General features: G+C 42.3%; 18 protein-coding genes. 4 read left to right on the forward strand and 14 right to left on the reverse strand.

The genetic code is table 11. The annotated features are described in order from the left end of the window. Window positions 1-22 precede the first annotated feature (22 nt). A complete protein-coding gene (locus P9989_RS15445) occupies window positions 23-1,606 on the reverse strand; it encodes a peptide chain release factor 3 (protein WP_283075759.1) in 1,584 nt (527 codons plus the stop codon). 298 nt (window positions 1,607-1,904) lie between these two features. Here P9989_RS15445 and P9989_RS15450 point away from each other — a divergent pair, with 298 nt between their 5' ends. Beyond that, window positions 1,905-5,108 (forward strand): DEAD/DEAH box helicase, encoded by a 3,204-nt coding sequence (locus P9989_RS15450; RefSeq protein WP_283075760.1) that lies wholly within the window; start codon window positions 1,905-1,907, stop codon window positions 5,106-5,108. A gap of 122 nt (window positions 5,109-5,230) precedes the next feature. Here P9989_RS15450 and P9989_RS15455 read toward each other — a convergent pair whose 3' ends face one another. Continuing rightward, complete coding sequence (locus tag P9989_RS15455) at window positions 5,231-6,112, reverse strand: COX15/CtaA family protein (RefSeq protein ID WP_283075761.1); 882 nt, start codon at window positions 6,110-6,112, stop codon at window positions 5,231-5,233. 265 nt (window positions 6,113-6,377) lie between these two features. Between P9989_RS15455 and P9989_RS15460 the strand changes: the two genes are divergently transcribed. Beyond that, window positions 6,378-7,037 carry a haloacid dehalogenase type II gene (locus P9989_RS15460; protein WP_283075762.1) on the forward strand — a complete coding sequence of 220 codons (660 nt, stop codon included), beginning with the start codon at window positions 6,378-6,380 and terminating at the stop codon, window positions 7,035-7,037. A gap of 219 nt (window positions 7,038-7,256) precedes the next feature. On the opposite strand, the gene P9989_RS15465 is transcribed toward P9989_RS15460, so the two are convergent. The 3 genes from P9989_RS15465 to P9989_RS15475 all read right to left on the reverse strand — a co-directional run bounded on the left by P9989_RS15465 (window position 7,257) and on the right by P9989_RS15475 (window position 11,119). Then, window positions 7,257-8,114: an ABC transporter ATP-binding protein gene (locus P9989_RS15465; protein WP_283075763.1), complete on the reverse strand. Its 858-nt coding sequence runs from the start codon at window positions 8,112-8,114 to the stop codon at window positions 7,257-7,259. Between the two features lie 237 nt (window positions 8,115-8,351). Continuing rightward, window positions 8,352-9,533: a PDZ domain-containing protein gene (locus P9989_RS15470; RefSeq protein ID WP_283075764.1), complete on the reverse strand. Its 1,182-nt coding sequence runs from the start codon at window positions 9,531-9,533 to the stop codon at window positions 8,352-8,354. An 86-nt stretch (window positions 9,534-9,619) separates the two neighbouring features. Next, complete coding sequence (locus P9989_RS15475; RefSeq protein ID WP_283075765.1) at window positions 9,620-11,119, reverse strand: S41 family peptidase; 1,500 nt, start codon at window positions 11,117-11,119, stop codon at window positions 9,620-9,622. 383 nt (window positions 11,120-11,502) lie between these two features. On the opposite strand from P9989_RS15475, the gene P9989_RS15480 reads away from it, so the two are divergent. Beyond that, window positions 11,503-12,171: a DUF421 domain-containing protein gene (locus tag P9989_RS15480; RefSeq protein WP_283075766.1), complete on the forward strand. Its 669-nt coding sequence runs from the start codon at window positions 11,503-11,505 to the stop codon at window positions 12,169-12,171. Window positions 12,172-12,245: 74 nt separating this feature from the next. Beyond that, window positions 12,246-13,319 (forward strand): NAD(P)H-dependent flavin oxidoreductase, encoded by a 1,074-nt coding sequence (locus tag P9989_RS15485; protein WP_283075767.1) that lies wholly within the window; start codon window positions 12,246-12,248, stop codon window positions 13,317-13,319. Window positions 13,320-13,380: 61 nt separating this feature from the next. Here the strand turns inward: P9989_RS15485 and P9989_RS15490 are convergent, their stop codons facing one another. The 9 genes from P9989_RS15490 to P9989_RS15530 form a co-directional block, all read right to left on the reverse strand. After that, window positions 13,381-14,535, reverse strand: coding sequence for a D-alanyl-D-alanine carboxypeptidase family protein (locus tag P9989_RS15490; protein ID WP_283075768.1), 1,155 nt, complete (start codon window positions 14,533-14,535; stop codon window positions 13,381-13,383). A 166-nt stretch (window positions 14,536-14,701) separates the two neighbouring features. After that, window positions 14,702-16,084 carry a murein hydrolase activator EnvC family protein gene (locus P9989_RS15495; protein WP_283075769.1) on the reverse strand — a complete coding sequence of 461 codons (1,383 nt, stop codon included), beginning with the start codon at window positions 16,082-16,084 and terminating at the stop codon, window positions 14,702-14,704. Window positions 16,085-16,112: 28 nt separating this feature from the next. Next, window positions 16,113-17,006 carry a permease-like cell division protein FtsX gene (gene ftsX / locus P9989_RS15500; RefSeq protein WP_283075770.1) on the reverse strand — a complete coding sequence of 298 codons (894 nt, stop codon included), beginning with the start codon at window positions 17,004-17,006 and terminating at the stop codon, window positions 16,113-16,115. Next, a complete protein-coding gene (ftsE, locus tag P9989_RS15505; protein ID WP_283075771.1) occupies window positions 16,996-17,682 on the reverse strand; it encodes a cell division ATP-binding protein FtsE in 687 nt (228 codons plus the stop codon). Before ftsE ends, ftsX begins: the two co-directional genes overlap by 11 nt. A 385-nt stretch (window positions 17,683-18,067) precedes the next feature. Continuing rightward, the gene (gene cccB / locus P9989_RS15510) at window positions 18,068-18,436 is read right to left on the reverse strand and encodes a cytochrome c551 (RefSeq protein ID WP_283075772.1); all 369 of its coding nucleotides are present in this window, start codon (window positions 18,434-18,436) and stop codon (window positions 18,068-18,070) included. Window positions 18,437-18,595: 159 nt separating this feature from the next. Beyond that, window positions 18,596-18,718, reverse strand: coding sequence for a hypothetical protein (locus tag P9989_RS15515; protein WP_283075773.1), 123 nt, complete (start codon window positions 18,716-18,718; stop codon window positions 18,596-18,598). A 161-nt stretch (window positions 18,719-18,879) separates the two neighbouring features. Continuing rightward, window positions 18,880-19,981 (reverse strand): peptide chain release factor 2 gene (gene prfB, locus P9989_RS15520; RefSeq protein WP_283078947.1). Its coding sequence is split into 2 segments (ribosomal slippage): window positions 18,880-19,908 and window positions 19,910-19,981, totalling 1,101 coding nucleotides; the frame shifts between segments, so codons are not numbered across the junction. A gap of 78 nt (window positions 19,982-20,059) precedes the next feature. Next, window positions 20,060-22,576, reverse strand: a complete 2,517-nt coding sequence (gene secA, locus P9989_RS15525) for a preprotein translocase subunit SecA (RefSeq protein WP_283078948.1) — start codon at window positions 22,574-22,576, stop codon at window positions 20,060-20,062. 190 nt (window positions 22,577-22,766) lie between these two features. Then, on the reverse strand, window positions 22,767-22,967 hold the full coding sequence (locus P9989_RS15530) for a hypothetical protein (RefSeq protein ID WP_283075774.1): 201 nt from the start codon (window positions 22,965-22,967) through the stop codon (window positions 22,767-22,769). Window positions 22,968-23,190: the final 223 nt, after the last annotated feature.

The raw sequence follows: 23,190 nt of genomic DNA on the forward strand, positions 1-23,190 counted from the left end.
GGTAGTGAGATTTCACTTTCAATTATGAATAAGACTGATCGTATTGGTTCACTTCAAATAAATCAATCAATTCTATATCCTCATGTTTATCTTTAAACCAACGAAGAGAGAAATCATTTTTAAATAACACAAGTGGATTTCCTTCGCGGTCAACGGCAAGCATATTTCGTTCATCGAACATGGACTCATCTACCTGGTCTTCCGGAATCCAGCGAGGAATCCGTTCACCCATGGATGTTAACTCCACTTCGACATTGTACTCATTTTTCATTCGATATTCAAACACTTCATATTGAAGCTCTCCAACGGCTCCAATAATATAGTCTTCAAATCGATAACGCTTGAATAATTGGATCGCTCCCTCTTGCACAAGCTGCTCCAACCCTTTTTTAAACTGTTTCGACTTCATTACGTTTTTGGCCGTCACTTTTTTGAAAAGTTCTGGCGGGAACTGTGGAAGTTCATCGTATTCGAAGTTCTGTTTTCCGGTCACAATCGTATCGCCAATTCGGTAAATATTCGGATCATAAATTCCGATAATATCACCGGCGTAGCCTTCTTCTACCGTTCCTCTTGATGAAGCGACAAACTGCTGGGACTGAGCCAGCTTGAATGTCTTACCTGTTCTTGAAAGCGTCACATTCATTCCACGTTCGAACTTTCCGGAACAAATCCGCACAAATGCTATTCGATCCCGGTGTTGCGGGTTCATATTGGCTTGAATTTTGAAAACAAAGCCGGAGAACTCTTCATGATCGGGTGAAACGATCCCTTCCGTTGAACGTCGCGGTGCCGGTTCAGGGGCGAAGTCGATAAATGTATTGAAAAAAGTTTCCACCCCGAATGGTGCAAGTGCACTTCCGAAGAAGACAGGCGTTTGGTCTCCCTTCATCACTTTTTCCAAATCAAAACCATCACCGGCCTCATCAACGAGCATCATCTCATCTTCTGCCTCTTGATAAGTCGGATCATCTGTCAACTCTTTATGACTGTCAAGCTGATCGTATGGGATGTACGTCTCTTCTTCGTTCCCGGTGAACTGAACAAACTGCTCATTGTGACGATCAAACACACCTAAGAAACGCTTACCCATGCCTGCTGGCCATGTCAGCGGATACGTTTCGATATTTAATGTGGATTCAATCTCCTCCATCAATTCAAGCGGTTCGCGTCCTTCACGGTCCATCTTATTGATAAAGGTAAAAATCGGGATTCCCCGCATTTTACATACTTTGAAAAGTTTAAGCGTCTGCGCCTCAATCCCCTTCGTGGCGTCAATCACCATAACGACACTATCAACCGCTGTTAATGTTCTGTACGTATCTTCACTGAAGTCTTCGTGCCCTGGGGTATCCAGAATATTAACCTGATAGTCTTTATACGGAAAATTCATCACACTTGAAGTGACTGAGATTCCACGCTGCTTTTCAATTTCCATCCAATCAGATGTGGCAAACTTGCCCGATTTCTTCCCTTTAACCGTCCCTGCTGATCGAATCAGATTTCCAAACAGCAGCATCTTTTCGGTAATCGTTGTTTTCCCGGCATCCGGGTGAGATATAATCGCAAACGTACGACGTTTTTTCATTTCATTCTTTATAGTCATCGTGATATCCTCCAAATCGTAGTCTCTTACATTTTATATGCTTCAGGCAGGATATACGTATCACATTGGCCTCTTCACTCCATACAAAAACCGCTCACCCGAAGCAAGCGGTCTCCTCAATTTATCTTACTCCATACACTTGAAAGTAGCACAACCCACCCATAAAATCAATCGTGATATTTCCTTCCACCTCAGGTCATCCAAAAAATGGATGACCTGAGGTGGAAGGAAATGGTGTAATAGAAATGTTACCCCTTCTCCTGTTATAATGGAAAAAAAGATAGTTAGGATGCCATCTATGCAGTCATACCTTTTACAACCTAATGATATTAAGAAAATAACAGGTGCTACGTTTTATGAACGGGGCGAAACATACTACAACCAAGGGAAAGTGTACGGTCTTTCTCACAATAGCGCCATCAGATCCTGGCGTGCGGTAGTAACGGGTACTCATGACTATGAAGTACGCGTTTTCTTTTTTGAGGATGATGATCTGGAGGCTACTTGTGAATGTCCTGCCTATGACTCTTATTATAGTTGTAAACACATCGCTGCTGTGCTGCTGGCTATTCGTGAGCAAGCCATTTTAAAATCAGCACCCAAAACGGAAACAGTTTCTCCTTCGAGAGAACAGTTTTCCTCCATGAGTCATGATCGATTATTCGCGAAACGCCTATCAGAAACATTTCGTAACCGACAGGAAAATAAGTATGCGCAGTCTGTAAAACGCCCTTTGCAGATCCAATATTTCCTGCATGTTCAATCTCTGTTAGGGAGTAAGAGCCTCGGAATTGAACTTAAACTGGGGGAAAGCTATCCCTATGTGATTAAAGATATCCGCCAGCTTCTCCAACATGTGCGGCAAGAAGAACCCTATAGACTCTCTAAAAAGTTCAGCTTTGACCCTGCTGAACATTATTTTACAGACGAAGATAAGCAAATTTTCGACTCGCTATTTAAAGCTTATGAACAAGAGCTATTTTACGATCGACATTGGAATGGTGGAGAACAGAAAATATTAGCCATCCCTCCTTCACTCGCACCAGAATTACTTCAAATGCTTGAAGCAGCAGAGTGTGAAGTGATCGAACGCGGAGAAAAAGTTGGGCCTTTGCAAGTAGAAAAGGAATTCCCTAAGCTCTCCTTTTATATTTCTGAAGAGCGAGGAAGCTACCACATGCATATGAACCAGCTTAAAACCTTTGAATATGTGAAAGATTATCACATGCTCTATAAACAGGCTTGCTTTTACCTTCTCGATCAAACTAAAGAAGAAGTCGTCCAAACTCTGCACGCTCTACTGCCTTACAATTCAAACGGAAACCATACAGTTGGCCAGATGGATATGGAAGGCATTGTATCTTATGTACTGCCAGAGCTTGAATCCATTGCTCATGTTCAATTGAATCACACGGCTAAGGAAAAAATAATTCAGGAGGAACTCAAACCTAAAGCCTACCTCGACTTTGCAGGCTGGGCATTAACCGTTGATGTCCAATTTCATTACGGTGAACATATGATCCAGCCTTTTAAGCAATCGAAAGATTCAAATCAACTGATCATTCAACGTGATAACGATACAGAGCAGGCCATCATCCAAATCATTGAACAGGCCGAATTTAAATTTGACGGCGAAACCGTTTATATTGAGGATGAAGAGGAGCTTGAAGAGTTTATGACTGTCTATCTTCCGAAACTGCGGGAGCTGGCAGAAGTCTACACCTCTTCTTCAGTACGCTCCCTGCTCGAAGACCAGCATCGTGAGCTGATCCCATCCGTTCAAATCGAAGGAGATGGCAGCTGGCTCGATATTCGTTTTGGAATAGAAGGGATATCAGATGATGATGTCACGGCTGCACTTAGAGCAGCCATTGAACGCAAGAAATATTACCGACTGTCGGACGGTGCTTTTCTATCACTTACGTCAGAGTCCTTTGAGCGTTTTCAAAGACTGGCAGATGAACTTGAATTAACCACCTCTGATGTTGACGATCACTCATTACAAGTAGCCAAAGTACGCAGTTTGCAAGTTGATGAAGCCCTTCAGCTGGAAGCTAAGGAGCGCAATGAACGGTTCGATCAACTTGTTCAGCGATTACGATCACCACAGTCGCTTATGATTGATCCGCCTGAACGTTTAGAAGCGGATCTTCGTACTTACCAGCTAACCGGCTTTCGCTGGCTGAAGACACTGGCTGCTTATGGATTAGGCGGTGTTTTAGCTGATGATATGGGGTTAGGGAAAACAGTCCAAAGTATTGCCTTTCTTCTCTATGAAAAAGAAGAACAACTCATGGACAATCCTGCTCTTATCGTTGCCCCCGCATCCCTTGTCTACAATTGGAAAAAGGAGTTCGAGAAGTTTTCTCCAACCTTATCTGTTCAAGTCATAAATGGGGATCCTCTCGCAAGAAGGGAACAGATTGAACAAAGTACGGCTGACATTCTTATCACCTCGTACCCGTTACTGAGACAGGATGCTCCAGCTTATAAACAAGTGAACTTCCACGCTATGATCTTAGACGAAGCTCAAGCGATTAAAAATGAGGCTACGAAAACAGCCCAAGCTGTGCGCAGTCTCCAGGCGAAGCACCGTTTTGCCTTAAGTGGAACACCTATCGAGAATTCCTTGCACGAACTCTGGTCGCTGTTTCGTACGATTATGCCGGGCTTTTATTCCAGCAAGAAGAAGTTTCTTCAAATGAAACCAGAGAAAATCGCTCGCATGACGCGGCCATTTATTTTAAGAAGGATGAAGACAGAGGTGCTGGAAGAGCTTCCAGATAAAATTGAGACCGTGCAATATTCCGAACTGACACGACCACAAAAAGAAGTCTATTTAGCTTATTTAGAAAAAATCCAATCCGATATTCAGGAAACCATTGCTCAGAAAGGATTCCAGCGGGGTAAACTTGAGATCCTGGCCGGGCTGACCCGCCTTCGCCAAATCTGCTGCCACCCCTCTTTGTTTTTGGAAAACTATGAAGGAGAGTCAGGCAAGCTTGAGCAGCTTAAAGAGCTGGTAGCTGAACTGAAGGATGGCGGGCACCGTATCCTTATCTTCTCTCAATTCTCAAGCATGCTCAAAATCCTCCATCAAGAGTTAACTAAAACGGGGCTGGATGCCTTTTATTTAGACGGGCAAACGAAGAGTGAACAGCGTGTTGAAATGGTAGAACAATTCAACCAGGGAGAAAACGATGCTTTCCTCATCTCCTTGAAAGCCGGAGGTACAGGATTAAACCTTACGGGCGCTGATACTGTGATACTTTATGATTTATGGTGGAACCCGGCGATTGAGGAGCAAGCCGCCGGCCGGGCCCATCGAATCGGTCAGGAAAAAGTCGTCCAAGTGATCCGAATGATTTCAGAAGGAACGATTGAGGAACGTATCTACCAGCTTCAGCAAAAGAAACGTGATTTAGTTGACCAGATTATCCAGCCAGGTGAATCTATGCTCACATCATTAAGCGAAAAAGAGATCCGGGAACTGTTTCAATAATAGACACGTCCCTCTTATCGTTTTACAAAAAAGCTGACTCCGGTGAGTTCTAAACTTATCCGGCGTCAGCTTTTTATCATAAAAAAACGCTGTGAAAGATTATCTCTCACAGCGCCAGCTTATCATATTCCTTTTTTATCTAATTTAAACCAATACCCACCGAGAATACTGCCGCCAATTACCGTTGTGACCGTAGAAATGATCATATGAAGTGATGAAGCAATTACTACATTTCCTGTAACCACAATGACAAACCCTACGACAGCATTGGATAAAATCGAAATCAAATACAACCAGGATAAGGCCACATGGTATTTAAATTTAGATGCATAGATAACAAACCAGATGGCCGCAACAAATATAACCACTGTAGCTACCCAGTGAAGGGAATAAATCATATTAGCGATGGCTTCACTTCTGATTAAATACTCCATAGCCGGAATGTCCAATAGTACATTACTTGCTGCACTATGTTTAAAGAATGCTCCTAAAATGATTTGAACCATGTATATGGAAAAACCAATTAAAAAGGCACGGTAGCTCATGCTCACCGTCGACCAACTCGTCTTATCCAGTTCTACTTTTTCGTTATGAAGACTGTAGCTTAGCAGCACTAAGATAAGCAAGAGAACTTGACTGAATGTCACATCAAGAGTTGTGAATCCAGGAGGCGTTCCCAGCAAAACATTGAAGCCGCCTATCAATGATTGAAAGACCAGCATGGCAAGACTCATAACTGCCAAAATAAAGACAGAACGCCTTTCCCGATGTTTTGCAATAGCTCCCACGGCATTAACAAACGTCAGCATAGCCAATAACGGCACCATTAAGCGATGGGAATATTCGATGATCACGTGATAATTTGTAATATCCGGAAAGATTGAACCATTACATAACGGCCATGTCGTTCCGCAAGCATCACCTGAATCCGTCGCTACAACCAGATTACCAAGGATGAGCGCAAGAAAAGTGATGAAAGTTGTTAAAATGGAGAATTTCTTCATCGTCTTACCCTTTCTCTATTGAAAATAATGATGAATAGTAAATGTCCTATCTATCAAATCATATCATGAAACAGCTTGAAACAAGAGTACAATGTGTACACATCCACATGAATTTTTTGTGAACTCGCCTCATCTCATAGTCTCCCATAGCCAGATAGCTGAGAAAACTCTCTCACAACAAGCCTTTCGGCCATTTATAGATCAAGCTGCTGTTTATTTGTAAACAGGACAGGGAAAGCAAAACTTGAAAGGAGCGAACTGTAACATGAATTACCAGGCTTATGTTTTTGATGCCTACGGAACGTTGTTTGATGTTCATTCTGTGAAAGATGCGATACACCGCTGCTACCCTGAGAAAGGACCCGACATTAGCGAAGACTGGCGAAACCGTCAAATTCATTATTGTATGATTCGCCAGCTTATTCAAGGGTACCAGCCCTTTGATCTTGTTACAAAGTGGGCTTTATTAGATGCCCTGACTACGAATGATGCAGGCTTTAACGATGAAACGGTTGATCAGCTTATGAACCAATATCAACATCTGAAGCCTTACCATGAGGTCTCCCAGCTAGCTGTGAATAATCCCGATAAAGAATTGACGATATTCTCTAACGGAACGCGTTCGATGCTGCAGCCTTTACTCGAGAACAATCAACTTACGAATAGCTTCTCTCTTCTTAGCGCAGATGATCCAAAAGTTTATAAACCACACCCAGATGCTTATCAATTTGCACAGGAAAAATTGGACCAGGAGAAGGATGACATACTTTTCTTCTCCAGTAACCCGTGGGATATTGCCGGTGCTACACAATACGGTTTTCATACTGCCTGGGTAAATCGTAATAAGATGAAGTGGCCTGAACTTGGACTGCAACCGACCCATACACTTAAAGACCTTTCCCATATTCCAGACAAGCACTCATAAAAGGATGGCTTCGGACCAAGCAAGACATAGATCCGAAGCCATCCTTTAATTCCCATCCATATCCTGATAAAAACAGATCGTGCCCTTTCCATGTTGTTTACCATAGTACAAGGCCTGATCAGCCGTCGAAAAAGTTCGTTTTTTGAAACAACATCGTCTGGATAACAACATAAAAAAAGACACAAATAGGATTTTTTGCCCATTCGTGTCTTTTTTATTTCAGACCGTTTGTCTCTGTTGTAATTGTGTCTGTGGCTGCTTTTGCGCCTCTGCCTGGGCTTGTTTAATTAAACAGCGCCCTTTGCCGTGGGGAATACACATTGGTGTACCAAAAATCGGATCCTCACGAACATCACAAGTCATTTCGAAGACGTGCTGCATTAACTCACAGTTGATCACTTCTTCAGGTTTTCCTTGTGCGTACACCGTTTTATCCTTAACCGCTACAATATGATCAGCATAACGACAAGCAAGATTAATATCATGCAAGACCATGACAACAGTACGGCCATTATCCTGATTGAGATCAAATAATAAATCTAGAATGTCAATCTGGTGTGTCATATCTAAGTATGTGGTCGGCTCATCCAGTAATAGTAAATCCGTGTCCTGAGCCAGCGTCATAGCAATCCAGGCACGCTGCCGCTGACCGCCTGACAAAGAGTCTACCGAGCGCTCTTTTAACTCAGTTAAGTTTGTATCTGCGAGAGCCTTATTAACCGCATCCTCATCTTCCTGAGACCAGCGCTTTGCCCAGCTTTGATAAGGATAGCGTCCTTGTTTTACAAGCTGATAGACACTTAATCCTTCCGGTGTTGTCGGACTTTGCGGTAAAATCGCCATTTTTTTGGCAACATCTTTCGTACGCATTTTTGATATGTCTGAACTATCAAGCACAACTTCACCTGATTTTGGCTTGAGCAGTCTCGCTAAGGAACGGAGCAGAGTTGATTTACCGCAGCCATTCCCTCCGATTAAAACGGTTACTTTTCCTTTAGGTATCTTAATATCTAATGAGTCTATGATAATTTGGTCACCATATCCAAGTGTGAGATTGTTTGCCAACAGTGAATCCATCTGTTATATCTCCCCTTTACAAACGCTCCGAGGCTCATTTGTATATTGGTTGCGTAATCAGTTACTATTCTGAAAAATTTCACGATCTATTTGTCTGCACTTTCTAGTTTATGAGCAAAGTGGACCGTTGTCAATGAATTTGAGAATCATTTTCATTAAGAAAGTCTATGTAAAGTCGTTTTGAACTAGAACAAAAAATGCCCAAAAGCCTTGAAGTCAAAGCTTTTGGACACTTTGTTATTCTGCCAATTGTTTACGGAAAGATTCCTGAACAAATAGGATTCCTAATTCATGATGCTCCCCTTCATACGTGGCTCGCTGGGTAAACCGATTTTCCCCTCTAAAGTCCTTTACCTCAATTTTACTCAGAGCCCGATTGGTTTGTAGTGCTTCATAAAACTCTTCAACAGAGGTAACAGGGATTGAATTAACACGCACAATCAGCTCCCCAGGCAGTAAGTCCATCTTATCCGCCGGACTTCCGGGTATAGTTCCAAGAATACGTACCCCACGGTGATCAGCCGTGAAAAAAGGCTGACGTTTTTCATGCATGCGGTGAAAAGCATAAACCATTTCCCTGCCCAGCAGACATACGGCGACTGCAGCCAGAGACAAAATGGGCCAGTATAAGCTTGCAGCCGATAACACTAAGGCGACAATCGCAATGATCAGTGTTTGTCGCCCTGCCTTCATCGCGACAAGTTTTGGTGTTTGAGCTCTTGCTACCCATTCCCAGCCTACTAATAACGGTACAAAAATTAACCCATAGCTGTTCGCACCAATTGAAAATATTGGCCACCAGGGAGCAAATGGTTCAATCGCACCAGCCGGAAGCAACCCCACCATCGGGATGAGCACTAACTTTTTCACCCGATGCTGACCGACCATCTTACCACGATTACCCTTTACACGTTCTGGAAACGTTCGCCTGGATGACGTTTTGGCCAAAATTACCCCTTCAATCAGGAACAGCACACTCATCATTAACGCCACTCCTTCAAGAGAGGTATTTTCAAGTGCGTCTGCCCATCCCTCTGGAAGGAAACCTGCTGGCATGTATGGAACGGCCATAAGTAACAAATATGTAATCCCAAATGTGTAAGCAGCCGACAGCCATGTTAGTTTCAAGGTTAAACTCAATAGAATCGTTACAAGGCTTAGCAGCAGTAAAAAGGGATACGTGACAACGATCCCCCCGCCAATCGCCAGTACAGATAGGACAGCCCCGCCGACAAGCGAGACACGCCATGTACTTCTGCCCTCAGCAAAAATATCATACACTCTCGTTCCGAAGGTGCTCCGTTCTTGTTTTATTCTACGAACCGACAACATAAATAGCAGAATCACAGACCAATAAAATAGAGGCTGAACAAAAAGTTTCGCCAACCCATTCCCTATCTCATCCCACCAAACATCCACAAGCCATTCTCCTCTCGATGATTCATGAAAAAGTCCGCAGTCAATGACTACGGACTTATTTCGCTAAAAAACGATTCAACTCCTGCCTATTGAAATAGAACTTCAAGAGCTTTTTTCATTTGACGATCATTCTCTTCATCACGTACTTTTTTCACGATCAGTTCTTCCAGTTTACCAGCTGTTTTGGCATCGACTTCGCCCGTTACGTTCAGCTGATGTTCAGACTGAAACGTCTCAACAGCCTCTTTCGTTTCTTCGCTGAAATAGCCATCCGTTCTTCCAGGTGAGTAGCCTAACCCTTTCAGCATTTCCTGAATACTTTTGATCTTATCCCCATTATTATTATAGGTCAGAGGCTCTTCTATTTCGACAGGACTAGTATAGAAATAATCAGGCTGCTTCACTTTAACCGTCGGTTCGATTCCTTTTTCATGAATCCAGTTCCCTTCAGGTGTCAGCCATTTGAATAGAGTCAGCTTGATCGTGCTTCCGTCTCCCATTGGGATCGTCTGCTGGACGGTTCCTTTGCCGAATGTTTTAGTACCGACAAGTTCATATCCGCCGGCCTCGTGCATGGCACCGGCAAGAATTTCTGAAGCAGAAGCACTCCCCTCATCCATTACGACTGTAATCGGATAATCTTTCTTAGACTCAATATCTGAGAAATATTTGGAGACCTCTCCTTTACTATTTTTCACTTGAACAATCGGGTGATCTTTCGGAATAAATTGCTTTAATATTTCCTGAACGTCTGTAAATAAGCCACCAGGGTTGCCACGAACATCAATCACTAAGCCTTCTATTCCGTCATTCTCCAATTTCGTCAGAGCCTTTTTAAAATCCTTTGCTGTTTCCTCTGAAAAAGAAGTAATTTCAATGATACCTGCTTTTTTGCCCTCAATAGTTTTCGTATCTGTATATATGGTTTCAAGTGGGATTTTATCACGAACGATATCAACCTTTAATGGTTCACTAACTCCTGGACGGTCGACTTTCAAGGTAACTTCGGAGCCCTTCTCACCGCGAATTTTTAACACAGCTTCATATAAATCCAATCCCTCTAAGCTTTCACCATCGACTTTCAGGATTTGGTCATTCGGCTTTAACCCTGCTTCTTCAGCAGGGGAGCCCTTAATCGGCGCCACAATCGTTACTTTATCGTTTACCATGCTTACTTCCGCGCCTATTCCCTGAAAGGAAGATTCGATCGTTTGATTAAATTGCTCCATCGTTTTCTTATCCATATACACACTGTATGGATCTTCTAATGTATCAAGCATCCCCTGAATAGCTCCCTCAACCAGCTGCTGCTGATCGACATCCTTCAAGGCATTACTTTTAATAATACTGAAGGCTTGGTCAACTTTTTTCAAGTTTTTATTGCCAGCCATTTTTTCTATGAACTCTTTCTGCTCTTCCTCGGAAAGACTGCCAAAGTTCTCCGCTTTTTCACTCGCGTTAGCCAGTCGTTCGGCTGGTGTTTCGTTCTCCGCTCCAAAATACTGCATCCCTATATACGAACCAGCAGCCCCGATCAGAACTGCAAGAATTACAATGAGTGCAGCGTAACGCGTCTTTATATTCATCGCCTTCACCCTTCTGTGAATAGTTTTCTATGAATGATTCTATCCTAGCAAACAAGGCACCACACCGTAAATGTGCGATGCCTGTACTACTTATGATATGCCGCTGCTCCTAAAGGCATGTCCAAGCTTCTCTCATTTTTCATATATTAATTTAACCTTTGGACTGCTATTACAATTAACTAAATAATACCACATATAAAGTCTTAACTATAACAAAAACATGAAAAAGCATACTTCTGGCATAGCTGAACCGGTCCGAACGATAAGAGAGGAATGATAGAAATCCGTGAAAACGGTGAATCATTTTTTCCCGGAATATGAATGAGCCCACGCACATTACGCAACATATAAAGAAAAGTTACCATTAAGGAGATCACCCTATTATGATATTCTTTATTAAAATACTAACCTTATACTTAGTCACAATCGCCATCATGAGAATCATGGGAAAATCGACGATTGTACAAATGACTCCCTATGACTTAGTGGCCATCATTATCATCGGTACACTTGCTTCAGAACCCCTCATCAGCACAAAATTCATTCCAACCATTATCGCGCTAGGTATTCTCGTGCTATTGCACGTTCTTTTTTCACTCTTAACACTCAATCAGATTGGCAATCGCTTATTCTTAGGACAGCCTACCTTATTAATTAAAAAAGGCGAAATCCTCGAGGATAACTTAGAAAAAGCCCACCTTTCCGTCGGTCAGCTGCTGTCCATTCTTAGAAGTAAAGGATACCCGAAAGTAAGTGATGTCGAATATGCCTTGCTGGAACCAATTGGAGAGCTGAGTGTTATCCCTACTGCAGCAAATACTCCCGTGACCGTCGAACATATGAATATTACCATCCAGGATGAGGGACTGCCTATTGCCGTGATTGTTGACGGGAGAATTCAAAACCATAATTTAACCTTATTAGACCTTGATAAAGACTGGCTGGATAAGGAATTACGACATCAGGGGTCCGTACCTAAAGATATTATCTATGCCTTTGTAAATGAAAAAACAAAGCGGTTGATGATCAATAAGCGTAAATCTAAATCATAAAATTAAATTATTCTCTTGCACCTCAGCATGCCCTCCCTTAAGGTTAAAGAAACGACTACACGGGAGGGATTTGTATGTGGAAGCAAACGAGGTTAACGGAGTTATTAGGTATTGAACTTCCAATTATTCAAGCAGGAATGGCAGGCGGAATCACCACGCCGGAGCTGGTCGCTGCTGTCTCAAATGCGGGGGGCTTAGGATCTTTAGGGGCAGGATATATGGACCCTGATGAAATGCAAACCGTAATAAAAAGTATCAAGCAGAAGACTCATAAACCCTTTGCCGTCAATGTCTTTGTCCCTGGAAAAATAAGCAGTACCTCAACTCAAATTGACGCTTCAAACAAATTGTTACAACCCTACTTAAAGGAACTAGGAATCCAGGAAAGTTCAGGCGAAATCAAGCACGTATTTGAACAACAATTAGAAAAGATTATAGAAGAACACGTACAAGTTTGCAGTTTTACTTTTGGACTTCCTCCAAAAGAATGGATCAACAAATTAAAAGCAAACGATATTAAGTTAATTGGAACAGCCACTACAGTCGAGGAGGCCATACTCAACGAGGAAGCCGGAATGGATGCAATTGTTGCTCAAGGGTATGAAGCAGGCGGTCACCGCGGAACATTCAACGGCTCGTTTCAAAAATCAATGATAGGAACGATGTCACTTGTTCCCCAAGTGGTCGATAAAGTATCTATTCCTGTCGTTGCTGCTGGTGGAATCATGGACGCACGGGGACTCCTGGCCTCTATGATGCTCGGTGCGCAAGGTATACAGATGGGGACAGCCTTTGTCACAAGTAAAGAAAGTAGTGCGAAACACCAGCATAAGCAAGCCATCCTTACCAGTTCAGAGGATGCTACAGTGATGACTTCAGCTTTTAGCGGTAAAACGGCCAGAGGAATTGATAATCTCTTTATCAAGGATATGGCCCCTTACGAACATTCTCTACCTGACTACCCGATCCAAAATAGCCTAACAAAAGAAATAAGAAAAACGGCTGCTATCCAACAGAAGCCGCAGTACATGTCGCTTTGGTCCGGGCAAAGCCCGAGATTAAGCAGGGAGGACCGGGCAGAAGATATCCTGTCAGCCATGGTTACAGAGGCAGACTCCATTCTTACCTCCTACTCTCCACCTTTCTAAAGAAAAACATCGGACCTGAAGGGATCAACTTCCAAGGTCCGATGTTAACTAACAAAAATTCTTAAATGTACTTATTGAAAAGATCGACTATGCTTAAGCCAATACTAACAAATAGATTTGGCAAATGGCTCTGAATAGGAAAACCTGTCCCTGTATGATGAGCAGACTGAGCACTGGCATCTTTTTCGACAGAGGAATCAGGATCTTTTAATTGGAAGGAAGATAATACCTTACCAGCTTGATCGGTGATCTCCAATACTCCACCCGCTTTTACCTTTTCAACGACCTGTTTCGTTTTAAAGTGTGTATAGTAAAGCTTTTTCGGGGCAATATACTCTTTTCCATCTACATGATAGGCAGTGCCCTCTGAGATACTGGAAGTTTGAAAATTTTCAAACCCATAATTCAACAGTTTAATCGTATCATTATAGGCTCCTCTTTGGAACTTGCTGTTTAAGGTAATGATGATTAAGCTAATGTTATCTTTCTTTGCCGTAGTAGCTAACGTAAAGCCTGATTGGTTGACAAATCCCGTTTTTCCACCAGTTACGACCTTATCATAAAGTTTTTGCCTCGTTAATTTATGATGGCTATAAAGAGTAGTATCCCAGGCGGCGCCATCCCATTTCAGCTTTTTCGTACCAAAAATTGTTCTAAATACTTCATTATTCATGGCATATTTCGTGATCTTGGCTAAATCCTCGGCTGTTGTTACATGATTAGGGTTAAATAGGCCATGCGGATTTTCAAAATGAGTATCGCTTACACCGATCTCGGTTTTTAAATAGTCATTTAACTTCTCAGCAAACTCCTCGACACTGCCACTTATATGTTCAGCAATCGCTACACCAGCATCATTTCCCGAATTAATCAGCAGCCCTTGAAGCAGCTTCTTCAATGTCGCTCGTTCGCCTTCTTTTAAATATACACGCGTACCTTCTGTATGCCTGGCATTGCTGCTGACTGTTGCAACTTCATCCAGATCAACATGTTCGATCGTATAAATCGCTGTCGCAATCTTAGTCAAACTAGCTGGGTACATCTCTTTTTCAGCATTCTTTGCATATAGTACTTCACCTGATTTTGAATCCATCACGATGGCGGCTTCACTTTTTAGTTCAGGGGGAGATGGAGAATCCGTTTCGCCGAAAACGGTTGGGACGATGAACACTTGTAAAGTTAGAATGACGGTCACTATTGCTACAATTTTCCTCATGGTTACTCTCTCCCCTTTCTGTAAGAATTTACTCCTTTAAACAGGTATCCCCAATATTATAAAAAGCTATAACGTTCTCACAAATATTGGGATATATGTGAACTTGCGAAAAATGCACACCATGTCTCTAGAAGATCACGGTGTGCACAAGTTCTTTTGTCAAAAATTAAAAGTTTACATGGTTTCTTGGATTTACAGCATTGCTTTTCGAAGCATTCCAAGGTCCCTCATGAATTTCAAAATGCAGGTGCGGTCCGGTTGAATTACCAGTTGACCCCATTAACCCTAGCGTAGTTCCCTGACTAACAGATTGGCCAGTACTAACATTACGGTTTTGCATATGTGCATAAACGGTTGTGTAAACTTGACCATTCATATAGTGAGTTAAGAAAACAACATTTCCATAACTTTCGGAATAATAGGAGCGTAATACCGTTCCTGAAGCAGCAGCTACTACTGGCCTGCCGTTTCCACCAATGTCTATTCCTGGGTGGTTGCCTCCCCAACGAGCTCCAAACCCTGAAGTAACAGGTCCACTTGCAGGTCGAATAAACTTACCACTTGCAGATGGAAGGGAAACGGATGCTGGAGCAGATGAACTGCTGGCACTGGCGCTAGCACTACCATTACTGGAACTGTCTGATTCAGCCGCCTCGCGTTGTCTTTCCTGTTCTTTCTGTTTTTCAATTTCTGCCTTGATCTGAGCTCGTTCTTCTTTCGCATTTTGGATCGCTTGTTGGATCGTTGCTTCCTGGTTACTTAAAATGGCTTGTTCTTCCTCAAGTTCCATCTTATGTTTGTGAAGCTGTTCATTTTTAATCTCAAGCTCTTCCATGAGCTCTTTCTTTTCTGCCATCTTAGCATCAAGCTCTGCTTTAATAGACTCTAATTCTTGTTTTTGCTGTTCTAGTTTTTGCTTTTGCTTCTCTAATTCTTTCTTTCTTTCTTCCACTTCAACTTTCTTTTCTTCTAAAAGTTTCTTATCCGCCATATGTTTATCAAGAATATCTTTATCTTGGTCCATAATCGTCGTCACTGCAGATGCACGATCAATAAAATCACCGAAGTTTTGAGCTCCCATTAAGACTTCCAAATACTTAATATCTCCGCCACTTTGCTGCATGGCACGTAAGCGTTTGGTTAGAAGCTTCTCTCTTTTATCAATACGCTTTTTGAGAACCTTAATTTCCTCTTCCAGCTTTTTGATCTCTGCTTCGTTTTTCTTGATCGCTTCTTCATTGTCTTTGATTTCCGCTTCTTTCGTACGAAGCTGTTCCTGAATGTCTGTCAGTTCTTGATCAAGAGACGCCATTTGAGATTGAGTTTCTGCTTGTTCCTCTTCATTTTCTTCAATCTTTTCTTTCGTTTCACTTGCTTTCTCAGAAACATTGCCCTGTTTTTCATTTACATTTCCTTGTTCTTCTTCGAGATCACTTAGCTTGTCCTTTACATTATCGAGTTCTGAATTCGCCACTACGCTTCCAGTAGAAGTCAGCAGAGAGCCTAGTACGAATAAAAAGGCAACTAAGACTATGTTTATTTTCTTCATCAAATTCTTTCCCCTCTCCCCAATGGTCCTAGACTTTTAAGAACTTACGAACACTCATCACGCTTCCCCAAACGCCAATAAAGGCTCCGATTGCCAGAATAATTCCTGAGAGCTGCAAGGCAAATGGGTAAAACGGCAGCAGTTCAATAAATTCGAATTTAATGTTATCTCTTAAGTTGTAGTACAGATAGTAGTAACCTGTAACGACCGCAGCAATTGGAACAATTGATCCAAGGACTCCCAGCAGCAGGCCTTCTATGAAAAACGGCCAACGAATAAAGCCATTCGTGGCTCCTACTAGTTTCATAATTCCAATTTCCTTACGGCGTGCAATAATTGTGATTTTAATTGTATTTGAAATGAGAAAAATGGCAGTAAAGACAAGCCCGATTATTAACGCAAGTCCTATCGTTCTTGCATATTTGTTGAATTGGAAGATTTGCTGAACAACTTCTTCCCCGTAATCTACCTGATAGACGTTATCCATTTTCTCAATTTTTTCTGCTATATCAACCGTATCGATTGGGTCTTCCGGTTTAATGACAAAGGCATCATTTAACGGGTTGCTCTGTTTAAACAGTTCGAAGGCTTGTCCCTTCTCCCCGAGACTATCAATCAATTGGTTTAATTCTTCTTCTTTCGAGGAAAAAGTAATAGAGCCAACCTCAGGTATATCTTCAATTTTTTCTCTTAAATTATTGGTTTCATCTTCTGAGGTAGTTAAATCAAGCAGAACTTTTACTTCTACATCTTCTTCCACATTCGATGCTATTTCGTTCAAGTTGAGCATCAGTGCCAGAAAGACTCCGACGAGCAGTAAAGTTGTCGTCACGGCACCGATAGCCGAAACAGTCATCCAGCCGTTACGCCAAACACTTTTACTTCCTTCACGTGTGTGCCTGCCCAGGGTTCTAAATTTCATAACCGTATTCCCCCCGTGCTTCATCACGCACAATTTGGCCATCTTCAATAGCAATTACACGCTTACGAATGGTGTTGACGATTTCCTGACTATGAGTAGCCATTAGAACGGTAGTACCGCTAGAATTTATTTCTTCAAGAATATGCATAATCTCCCATGATGTATCAGGGTCAAGGTTTCCCGTAGGCTCATCCGCAATCAGCAGCTGAGGATGATTTACAATGGCACGGGCTATGGAAACTCTCTGCTGTTCCCCACCTGACAATTCATCAGGGATAAAACGTGCTTTATTTTTTAAGCGAACTTGATCTAAAACATCCATAACTCGACGTCGAATTTGGTTTGGAGATTCTTCGATAACCTCTAAAGCAAATGCGACGTTCTCATAAACTGTTAATCTAGGAAGCAGGCGGAAATCCTGGTACACAACCCCGATATTACGTCGCAAGTGAGGCACTCTCCGCTCTTTAATAGTCGCTAAATTATAATCATTAATTACAATTGATCCCTTACTTGGTTTCTCTTCACGGAACATCAACTTTATAAAAGTTGATTTCCCTGCACCACTTGGACCAACAATGTATACAAATTCTCCTTGATCAATATGTACATCGACTCCGTTAAGGGCCGTAACACCATTAGGATAAGTCTTGTAGACTCCCTTCATATCTATCATATTTCTATCACCTAAACTCCTTAATTGATGTAAATCTAGGATGCGTCCCCTTCACTTTCTTAAACGAAAAGTCACAAGTCCTCATTTATTATAACATCTTAATTCGATTTTTTTAGACATAAAATTATTACATTTATATTTCAAGAATGTAATCATATAGCTACTATTCGGCAAAAACTTCAAAAAACCTGCCGACTTTTGGAGAAACCTATACTTATAATATAGCTTCAGCCAACATGTTGAAAATCCGTTTTTTCTCATAAGATAAACTCTATCAATTACTTAAATAAGAAACGGTAAAAATGAATTTCTGCCTGCTTTTCACTTAAATTTTTCGCACGAAAAAACCCGGCTGATGTATCAGCCGGGTTGGTGGTAAGTATCACTATTTTTTGTTAGCTAACCAATTAGCTAAATTTTCAACGTTCTCTACATTACCGCCTTGTGGTGGCATTTGCCCTTTACCATTCTTAATGATGTCAGCAATTTCTTTTGCTGAATACTTAGAGCCAATTTGCTTTAGGCTTGGTCCTACTGCACCTGAAAGATCTCCCCCGTGACAGCTCGCACAGGTCTGCTCGTAAGCTTGCTCAGCTGCTTGTACATTTACTTCTGATTTAGCTTGTTCTTCAGATGACGAACCGCCATTGTCTCCTCCCCCGGATTCGGCTCCTTCCTCACTGCCGCCGCCTCCGCCGCAAGCACCTAACATTAAAGCTGTTCCAAATAATACAGTCAGTAATTTCTTATTCAATGTTGTACCTCCTCATAGACAAATTTAGTCATGATAGTATGTAGTATTACCCAATGTCTGTAATTTAAAACTTAATGATCCATCTCCATCAACATAATGTTTTATTCCAACAAGTTGCCTGGTAATACCTTTTACACCTCGTGTTTATCATACCCCTGCTTAAGGTTTTGATGCTTCCTTCTCTATAATTCCATAAATGGCTGCTAACACATCATCATGCATATCTGGCCGTTCAAGCGCCATGGCGATCGTGGTTTTAATAAATCCTAGCTGGTCGCCCACATCATAACGATCGCCCTAATCGCCTTTTTAACACTCCTAGTGAATATGTCCTTCAACTAGGTAGCTGGTTATTATCAGGATAGCAATTTTTTCTAAAAAAAACAGCCCTGCCATCTTGATCATAATGAGCCCCTATCATCTTCATGATAGGGGCCATGTTGTTAATCCATTTGGGACCGTAAATATGCATTGATAAATTTATCGAGTTCTCCATCCATGACCCCTTGAGTATTCCCAACATCCAAATTGGTCCGATGATCCTTGACCATGGAGTATGGGTGGAATACATAGGAGCGGATCTGACTGCCCCAGCCAATTTCTTTCTGCTCACCGCGAATATCATCAATCTCAGCCTGCTGACGTTCAATCTCAAGCTGATAAAGCTTCGATTTCAGCATTTTCATGGCCTGTTCCCGGTTTTTAATTTGAGACCGCTCAGACTGGCATGTTACTACAGTATTGGTTGGGGTATGGGTGATCCGAACAGCGGAATCGGTGGTATTTACATGCTGCCCGCCTGCCCCGCTTGAGCGGTACGTATCAATTTTTAAATCTTCGGTGCGTACATCAATTTCAACTTCATCATTAAATTCAGGCATAACTTCACATGAAGCAAACGACGTATGACGGCGCCCTGATGAGTCAAATGGAGAAATTCGCACAAGCCGATGCACTCCTTTTTCGGCTTTCAAATAACCGTAAGCGTTATGACCTTTGATGAGAAGTGTAACACTCTTCACACCTGCTTCATCCCCCGGAAGATAATCCATAGTTTCTACAGAAAAACCTTTCTTCTCTGCCCATCTCGTATACATTCGGAGCAGCATGCTTGCCCAATCCTGTGATTCTGTACCACCAGCGCCTGGGTGTAATTCAAGGATGGCATTGTTCTTATCGTAAGGCTCACTTAACAAAATATTTAATTCAAACTGATCCAGATCATAAACGAGTTTCCCGACCTGTTCCTCTAGTTCTACCCGCAGGTCTTCATCCTCTTCTTCCTTTACCAGCTCATAGGATACTTCCAGGTTCTCGTGTGTTTCTTCATGATCCTCTAGAGTGTGAACTAACCCTTTCAGAGCATTTACTTCATTAATTACTTTTTGAGCTGTATCCTGGGCATCCCAAAAACCGGGCTCTGTCATCTGTTCCTCTAGTTCAGCAATGCGAGTCTTTTTTTGATCGGCGTCAAAGAGACCCCCTAAAGTCCGCTAATTGCTTAGCTGTGTTGTCTAATTCATGGCGAATTTCTGCCATATCCATCACAATCACTCCTATTTCCCATTCGTTGTTATACACAAGGCAAGACACCCTCATTTACGAGAGTGCCTCAACTATTTATTACTTCCCGTGACAGTTTTTATACTTCTTGCCGCTGCCACACGGACAAGGATCATTTCGCCCGACGGTATCTTTCTTCACATAAGGCGTTTTCTTTTTACTTTCTTTACTCTCGTTGCTCGTGCCTGATACGGCTTTCGCTCCCTCTGCCACTTCCTGACGCTGCAAGTTATTTCTAATTTGAGCTTTCATGACATAACGGGAGACTTCTTCATCAATGGACTTAACCATTTTTTCAAACATGCTGAAGCCTTCAAATTGGTATTCACGCAACGGATCGTTCTGTCCATAGGCCCGCAAATGAATTCCCTGACGAAGTTGATCCATTTGGTCAATGTGATCCATCCATTTCTGGTCAACCGTGCGAAGCAGGATCACTTTCTCAAATTCGCGCATTTGCTCTGCTGAGAGTTCTTCTTCCTTCTCATCATAACGCATCTTGACTTTTTCCAGGATAAGCTCCTGCATTTCATCAGGTTCTTTCCCTTTCAAGTCGCCTGCCGTGATGTCCCCTTCTTCTAGGAGGTTCGCCCGCACATATTCAACAATCGATTCAAGCTCCCAGTTGTCATCTTCATCATCCGTAGTATGGACCTGAACCGTTTCAGCTACTGTACGTTCAATCATTTGTTCGATAATCTCACGCAAACCTTCTGAATTCAATACATCATAGCGCTGTTTATAGATAACTTCACGCTGCTGACGCAGGACGTCATCATAAGATAGGACTGTTTTACGCGCGTCAAAGTTGTTCCCTTCCACACGTTTTTGGGCTGATTCCACAGCACGGGAGATCATTTTACTTTCAATCGGCTGAGAGTCATCCATTCCTAAGCGATCCATCATGCTGCGCATATTATCAGAAGCGAAACGACGCATTAATTCATCGTCTGTAGACAGGTAGAACTGGGACATCCCTGGGTCTCCCTGACGTCCGGAACGACCACGCAGCTGGTTATCTATCCGGCGTGATTCATGACGTTCGGTACCAATAACCGCCAGACCGCCAGCTTCCACAACGCCTTCTCCCAATTTAATATCCGTACCACGTCCAGCCATGTTGGTGGCAATGGTGACGGCACTCTTCTGACCAGCATTCTCAATAATCTCAGCTTCACGGAAGTGGTTCTTCGCGTTTAACACATTGTGCGGCACCTTGGCTTTGGTTAAATAACGAGAAATAATTTCCGACGTCTCAACAGCAACCGTACCTACAAGCACAGGCTGTCCATTCTGATAACGTTCTTTAATATCTTCCACCACAGCACGGAACTTACCATCCATCGTTTTATAAACGAGGTCGGCTTTATCATCACGAACGATTGGCTTATTCGTCGGGATGACCACAACCCGCATGTTATAAATGTTTAAGAATTCCTCTTCTTCCGTTTTTGCCGTACCCGTCATACCAGAAAGCTTTTCATACATTCGGAAAAGGTTCTGGAACGTAATCGATGCCAGGGTCATGCTTTCGTTTTGAATTTGCAAGCCTTCTTTTGCCTCGATAGACTGGTGGAGCCCGTCACTATAACGACGGCCTTTCATCAGACGTCCGGTGAATTGGTCAACGATAACTACTTCACCTTCATCCACGACGTAATCCGTGTCACGATGCATCGTTACATGGGCTTTCAAAGCCTGGTTAATATGATGAATCAACGACACATTTGATAAATCGAACAAGTTCTCAATTTTGAAGAAGCTTTCTGCTCTATTGATTCCTTCTTCGGTCAATTGAACGTTTTTTGTTTTTTCATCATAAGTGAAATGTTCTTCTTTACTAAGCAAGCGTACGAACGCATTCGCTGATTGATAAAGGTCAGCCGATTTAGAGGCTGTTCCGGAAATAATCAATGGCGTTCTGGCCTCGTCAATTAAGATCGAATCCACTTCATCAATAATAGCAAAATGAAGCGGGCGCTGAACCATCTGCTCTTTATAAAGCACCATGTTGTCGCGCAGGTAATCAAAACCGAATTCATTGTTTGTGCCATACGTAATATCGGCAGCATAGGCTTCGCGCTTCTCATCCTTAGACAGATCGTTTGTGTTTAAACCGACGGTCAATCCAAGGAATTTATACAGCTCGCCCATTTCCGATGCGTCACGGCTCGCTAAATAATCGTTTACTGTAATAATATGAACGCCTTTGCCCGTAATCGCATTAAGGTATGCCGGCATCGTGGAAGCAAGGGTTTTACCTTCCCCTGTCTTCATCTCAGCAATATTCCCCTGATGTAAGGCAGTCCCGCCTATAAGCTGGACTGTAAATGGGCGCATATTAAGCACACGTTTTGATCCTTCACGAACAACCGCAAATGCTTCAACAAGCATATCATCCAATTTTTCGCCTTTTTCATAACGTTGTTTAAATTCATTTGTTTTTTCTTTTAACCCATCGTCTGAAAGTTTTTCCATATCAGATTCTAGGGCATCAATTTGCTCAGCTATCTTTCCCAGACGCTTGAGTTGTCGTGTATTATCATCACCAAATATTTTCTTTAATGTTCCAAGCATGGCAACCGCTCCTCTATTGATTTCCAATCTTCGGTTGAGTAGTATAATCCACTCTTTATCATAACACTAAGAAGAGCACAGTGCCAACAAATCAAGTCAGGCTATAACCCGCTGTATTCACCGGTTGAGCTCGCTCTGTCAGACAGATGAATAGACAATCCGGGGATGGATTGTCTATTGGAGGAGGCGATTATGAGGAGGCAGAGGTGACCAAACGGGGCTGACGCTCACGTACCAATTTATGCTCGATCCCCAACTGTCGTTGATCAAGGTCATAAACACGGCGATTCGTGGCTCCAATAATTTCTACGAGTTGGGCAATTGCTTCTTCTTGTTGCTGCATCCTTTGATAAAGGTGAGCACAATTAGAGCAAAGGTAAGTATGTTTCATTCATTCGCCTCCTTGGCAGGTATGATACAACTTAGTTATACCACCTTTTAACTCGCATAGGTAACTATGTAAAACTTCTCTTCAATGGTGTCTAATTGTTGCAAAAAACGAATTATTCAGACAAAAAATGACTTTTCTGCGCAAGCTGGCTGTGTACAAATAGTAAGACTATAGTTTTTTAAAATGAATGCTGCAGTCGGCCTCCCCCATAGAAAAAGCAGCC

Origin of the sequence: Halobacillus naozhouensis (assembly GCF_029714185.1) — a bacterium.
Lineage (GTDB): Bacteria > Bacillota > Bacilli > Bacillales > Halobacillaceae > Halobacillus_A > Halobacillus_A naozhouensis.

Bases quoted from the DNA above. Each gene is read 5' to 3' on its own strand.
- P9989_RS15445 (WP_283075759.1), bottom strand. From the start codon at position 1,606: ATGACTATAAAGAATGAAATGAAAAAACGTCGTACGTTTGCGATTATA.
- P9989_RS15450 (WP_283075760.1), top strand. From the start codon at position 1,905: ATGCAGTCATACCTTTTACAACCTAATGATATTAAGAAAATAACAGGT.
- P9989_RS15455 (WP_283075761.1), bottom strand. From the start codon at position 6,112: ATGAAGAAATTCTCCATTTTAACAACTTTCATCACTTTTCTTGCGCTC.
- P9989_RS15460 (WP_283075762.1), top strand. From the start codon at position 6,378: ATGAATTACCAGGCTTATGTTTTTGATGCCTACGGAACGTTGTTTGAT.
- P9989_RS15465 (WP_283075763.1), bottom strand. From the start codon at position 8,114: ATGGATTCACTGTTGGCAAACAATCTCACACTTGGATATGGTGACCAA.
- P9989_RS15475 (WP_283075765.1), bottom strand. From the start codon at position 11,119: ATGAATATAAAGACGCGTTACGCTGCACTCATTGTAATTCTTGCAGTT.
- P9989_RS15480 (WP_283075766.1), top strand. From the start codon at position 11,503: ATGATATTCTTTATTAAAATACTAACCTTATACTTAGTCACAATCGCC.
- P9989_RS15485 (WP_283075767.1), top strand. From the start codon at position 12,246: ATGTGGAAGCAAACGAGGTTAACGGAGTTATTAGGTATTGAACTTCCA.
- P9989_RS15490 (WP_283075768.1), bottom strand. From the start codon at position 14,535: ATGAGGAAAATTGTAGCAATAGTGACCGTCATTCTAACTTTACAAGTG.
- P9989_RS15495 (WP_283075769.1), bottom strand. From the start codon at position 16,084: ATGAAGAAAATAAACATAGTCTTAGTTGCCTTTTTATTCGTACTAGGC.
- ftsX (WP_283075770.1), bottom strand. From the start codon at position 17,006: ATGAAATTTAGAACCCTGGGCAGGCACACACGTGAAGGAAGTAAAAGT.
- ftsE (WP_283075771.1), bottom strand. From the start codon at position 17,682: ATGATAGATATGAAGGGAGTCTACAAGACTTATCCTAATGGTGTTACG.
- secA (WP_283078948.1), bottom strand. From the start codon at position 22,576: ATGCTTGGAACATTAAAGAAAATATTTGGTGATGATAATACACGACAA.
- P9989_RS15530 (WP_283075774.1), bottom strand. From the start codon at position 22,967: ATGAAACATACTTACCTTTGCTCTAATTGTGCTCACCTTTATCAAAGG.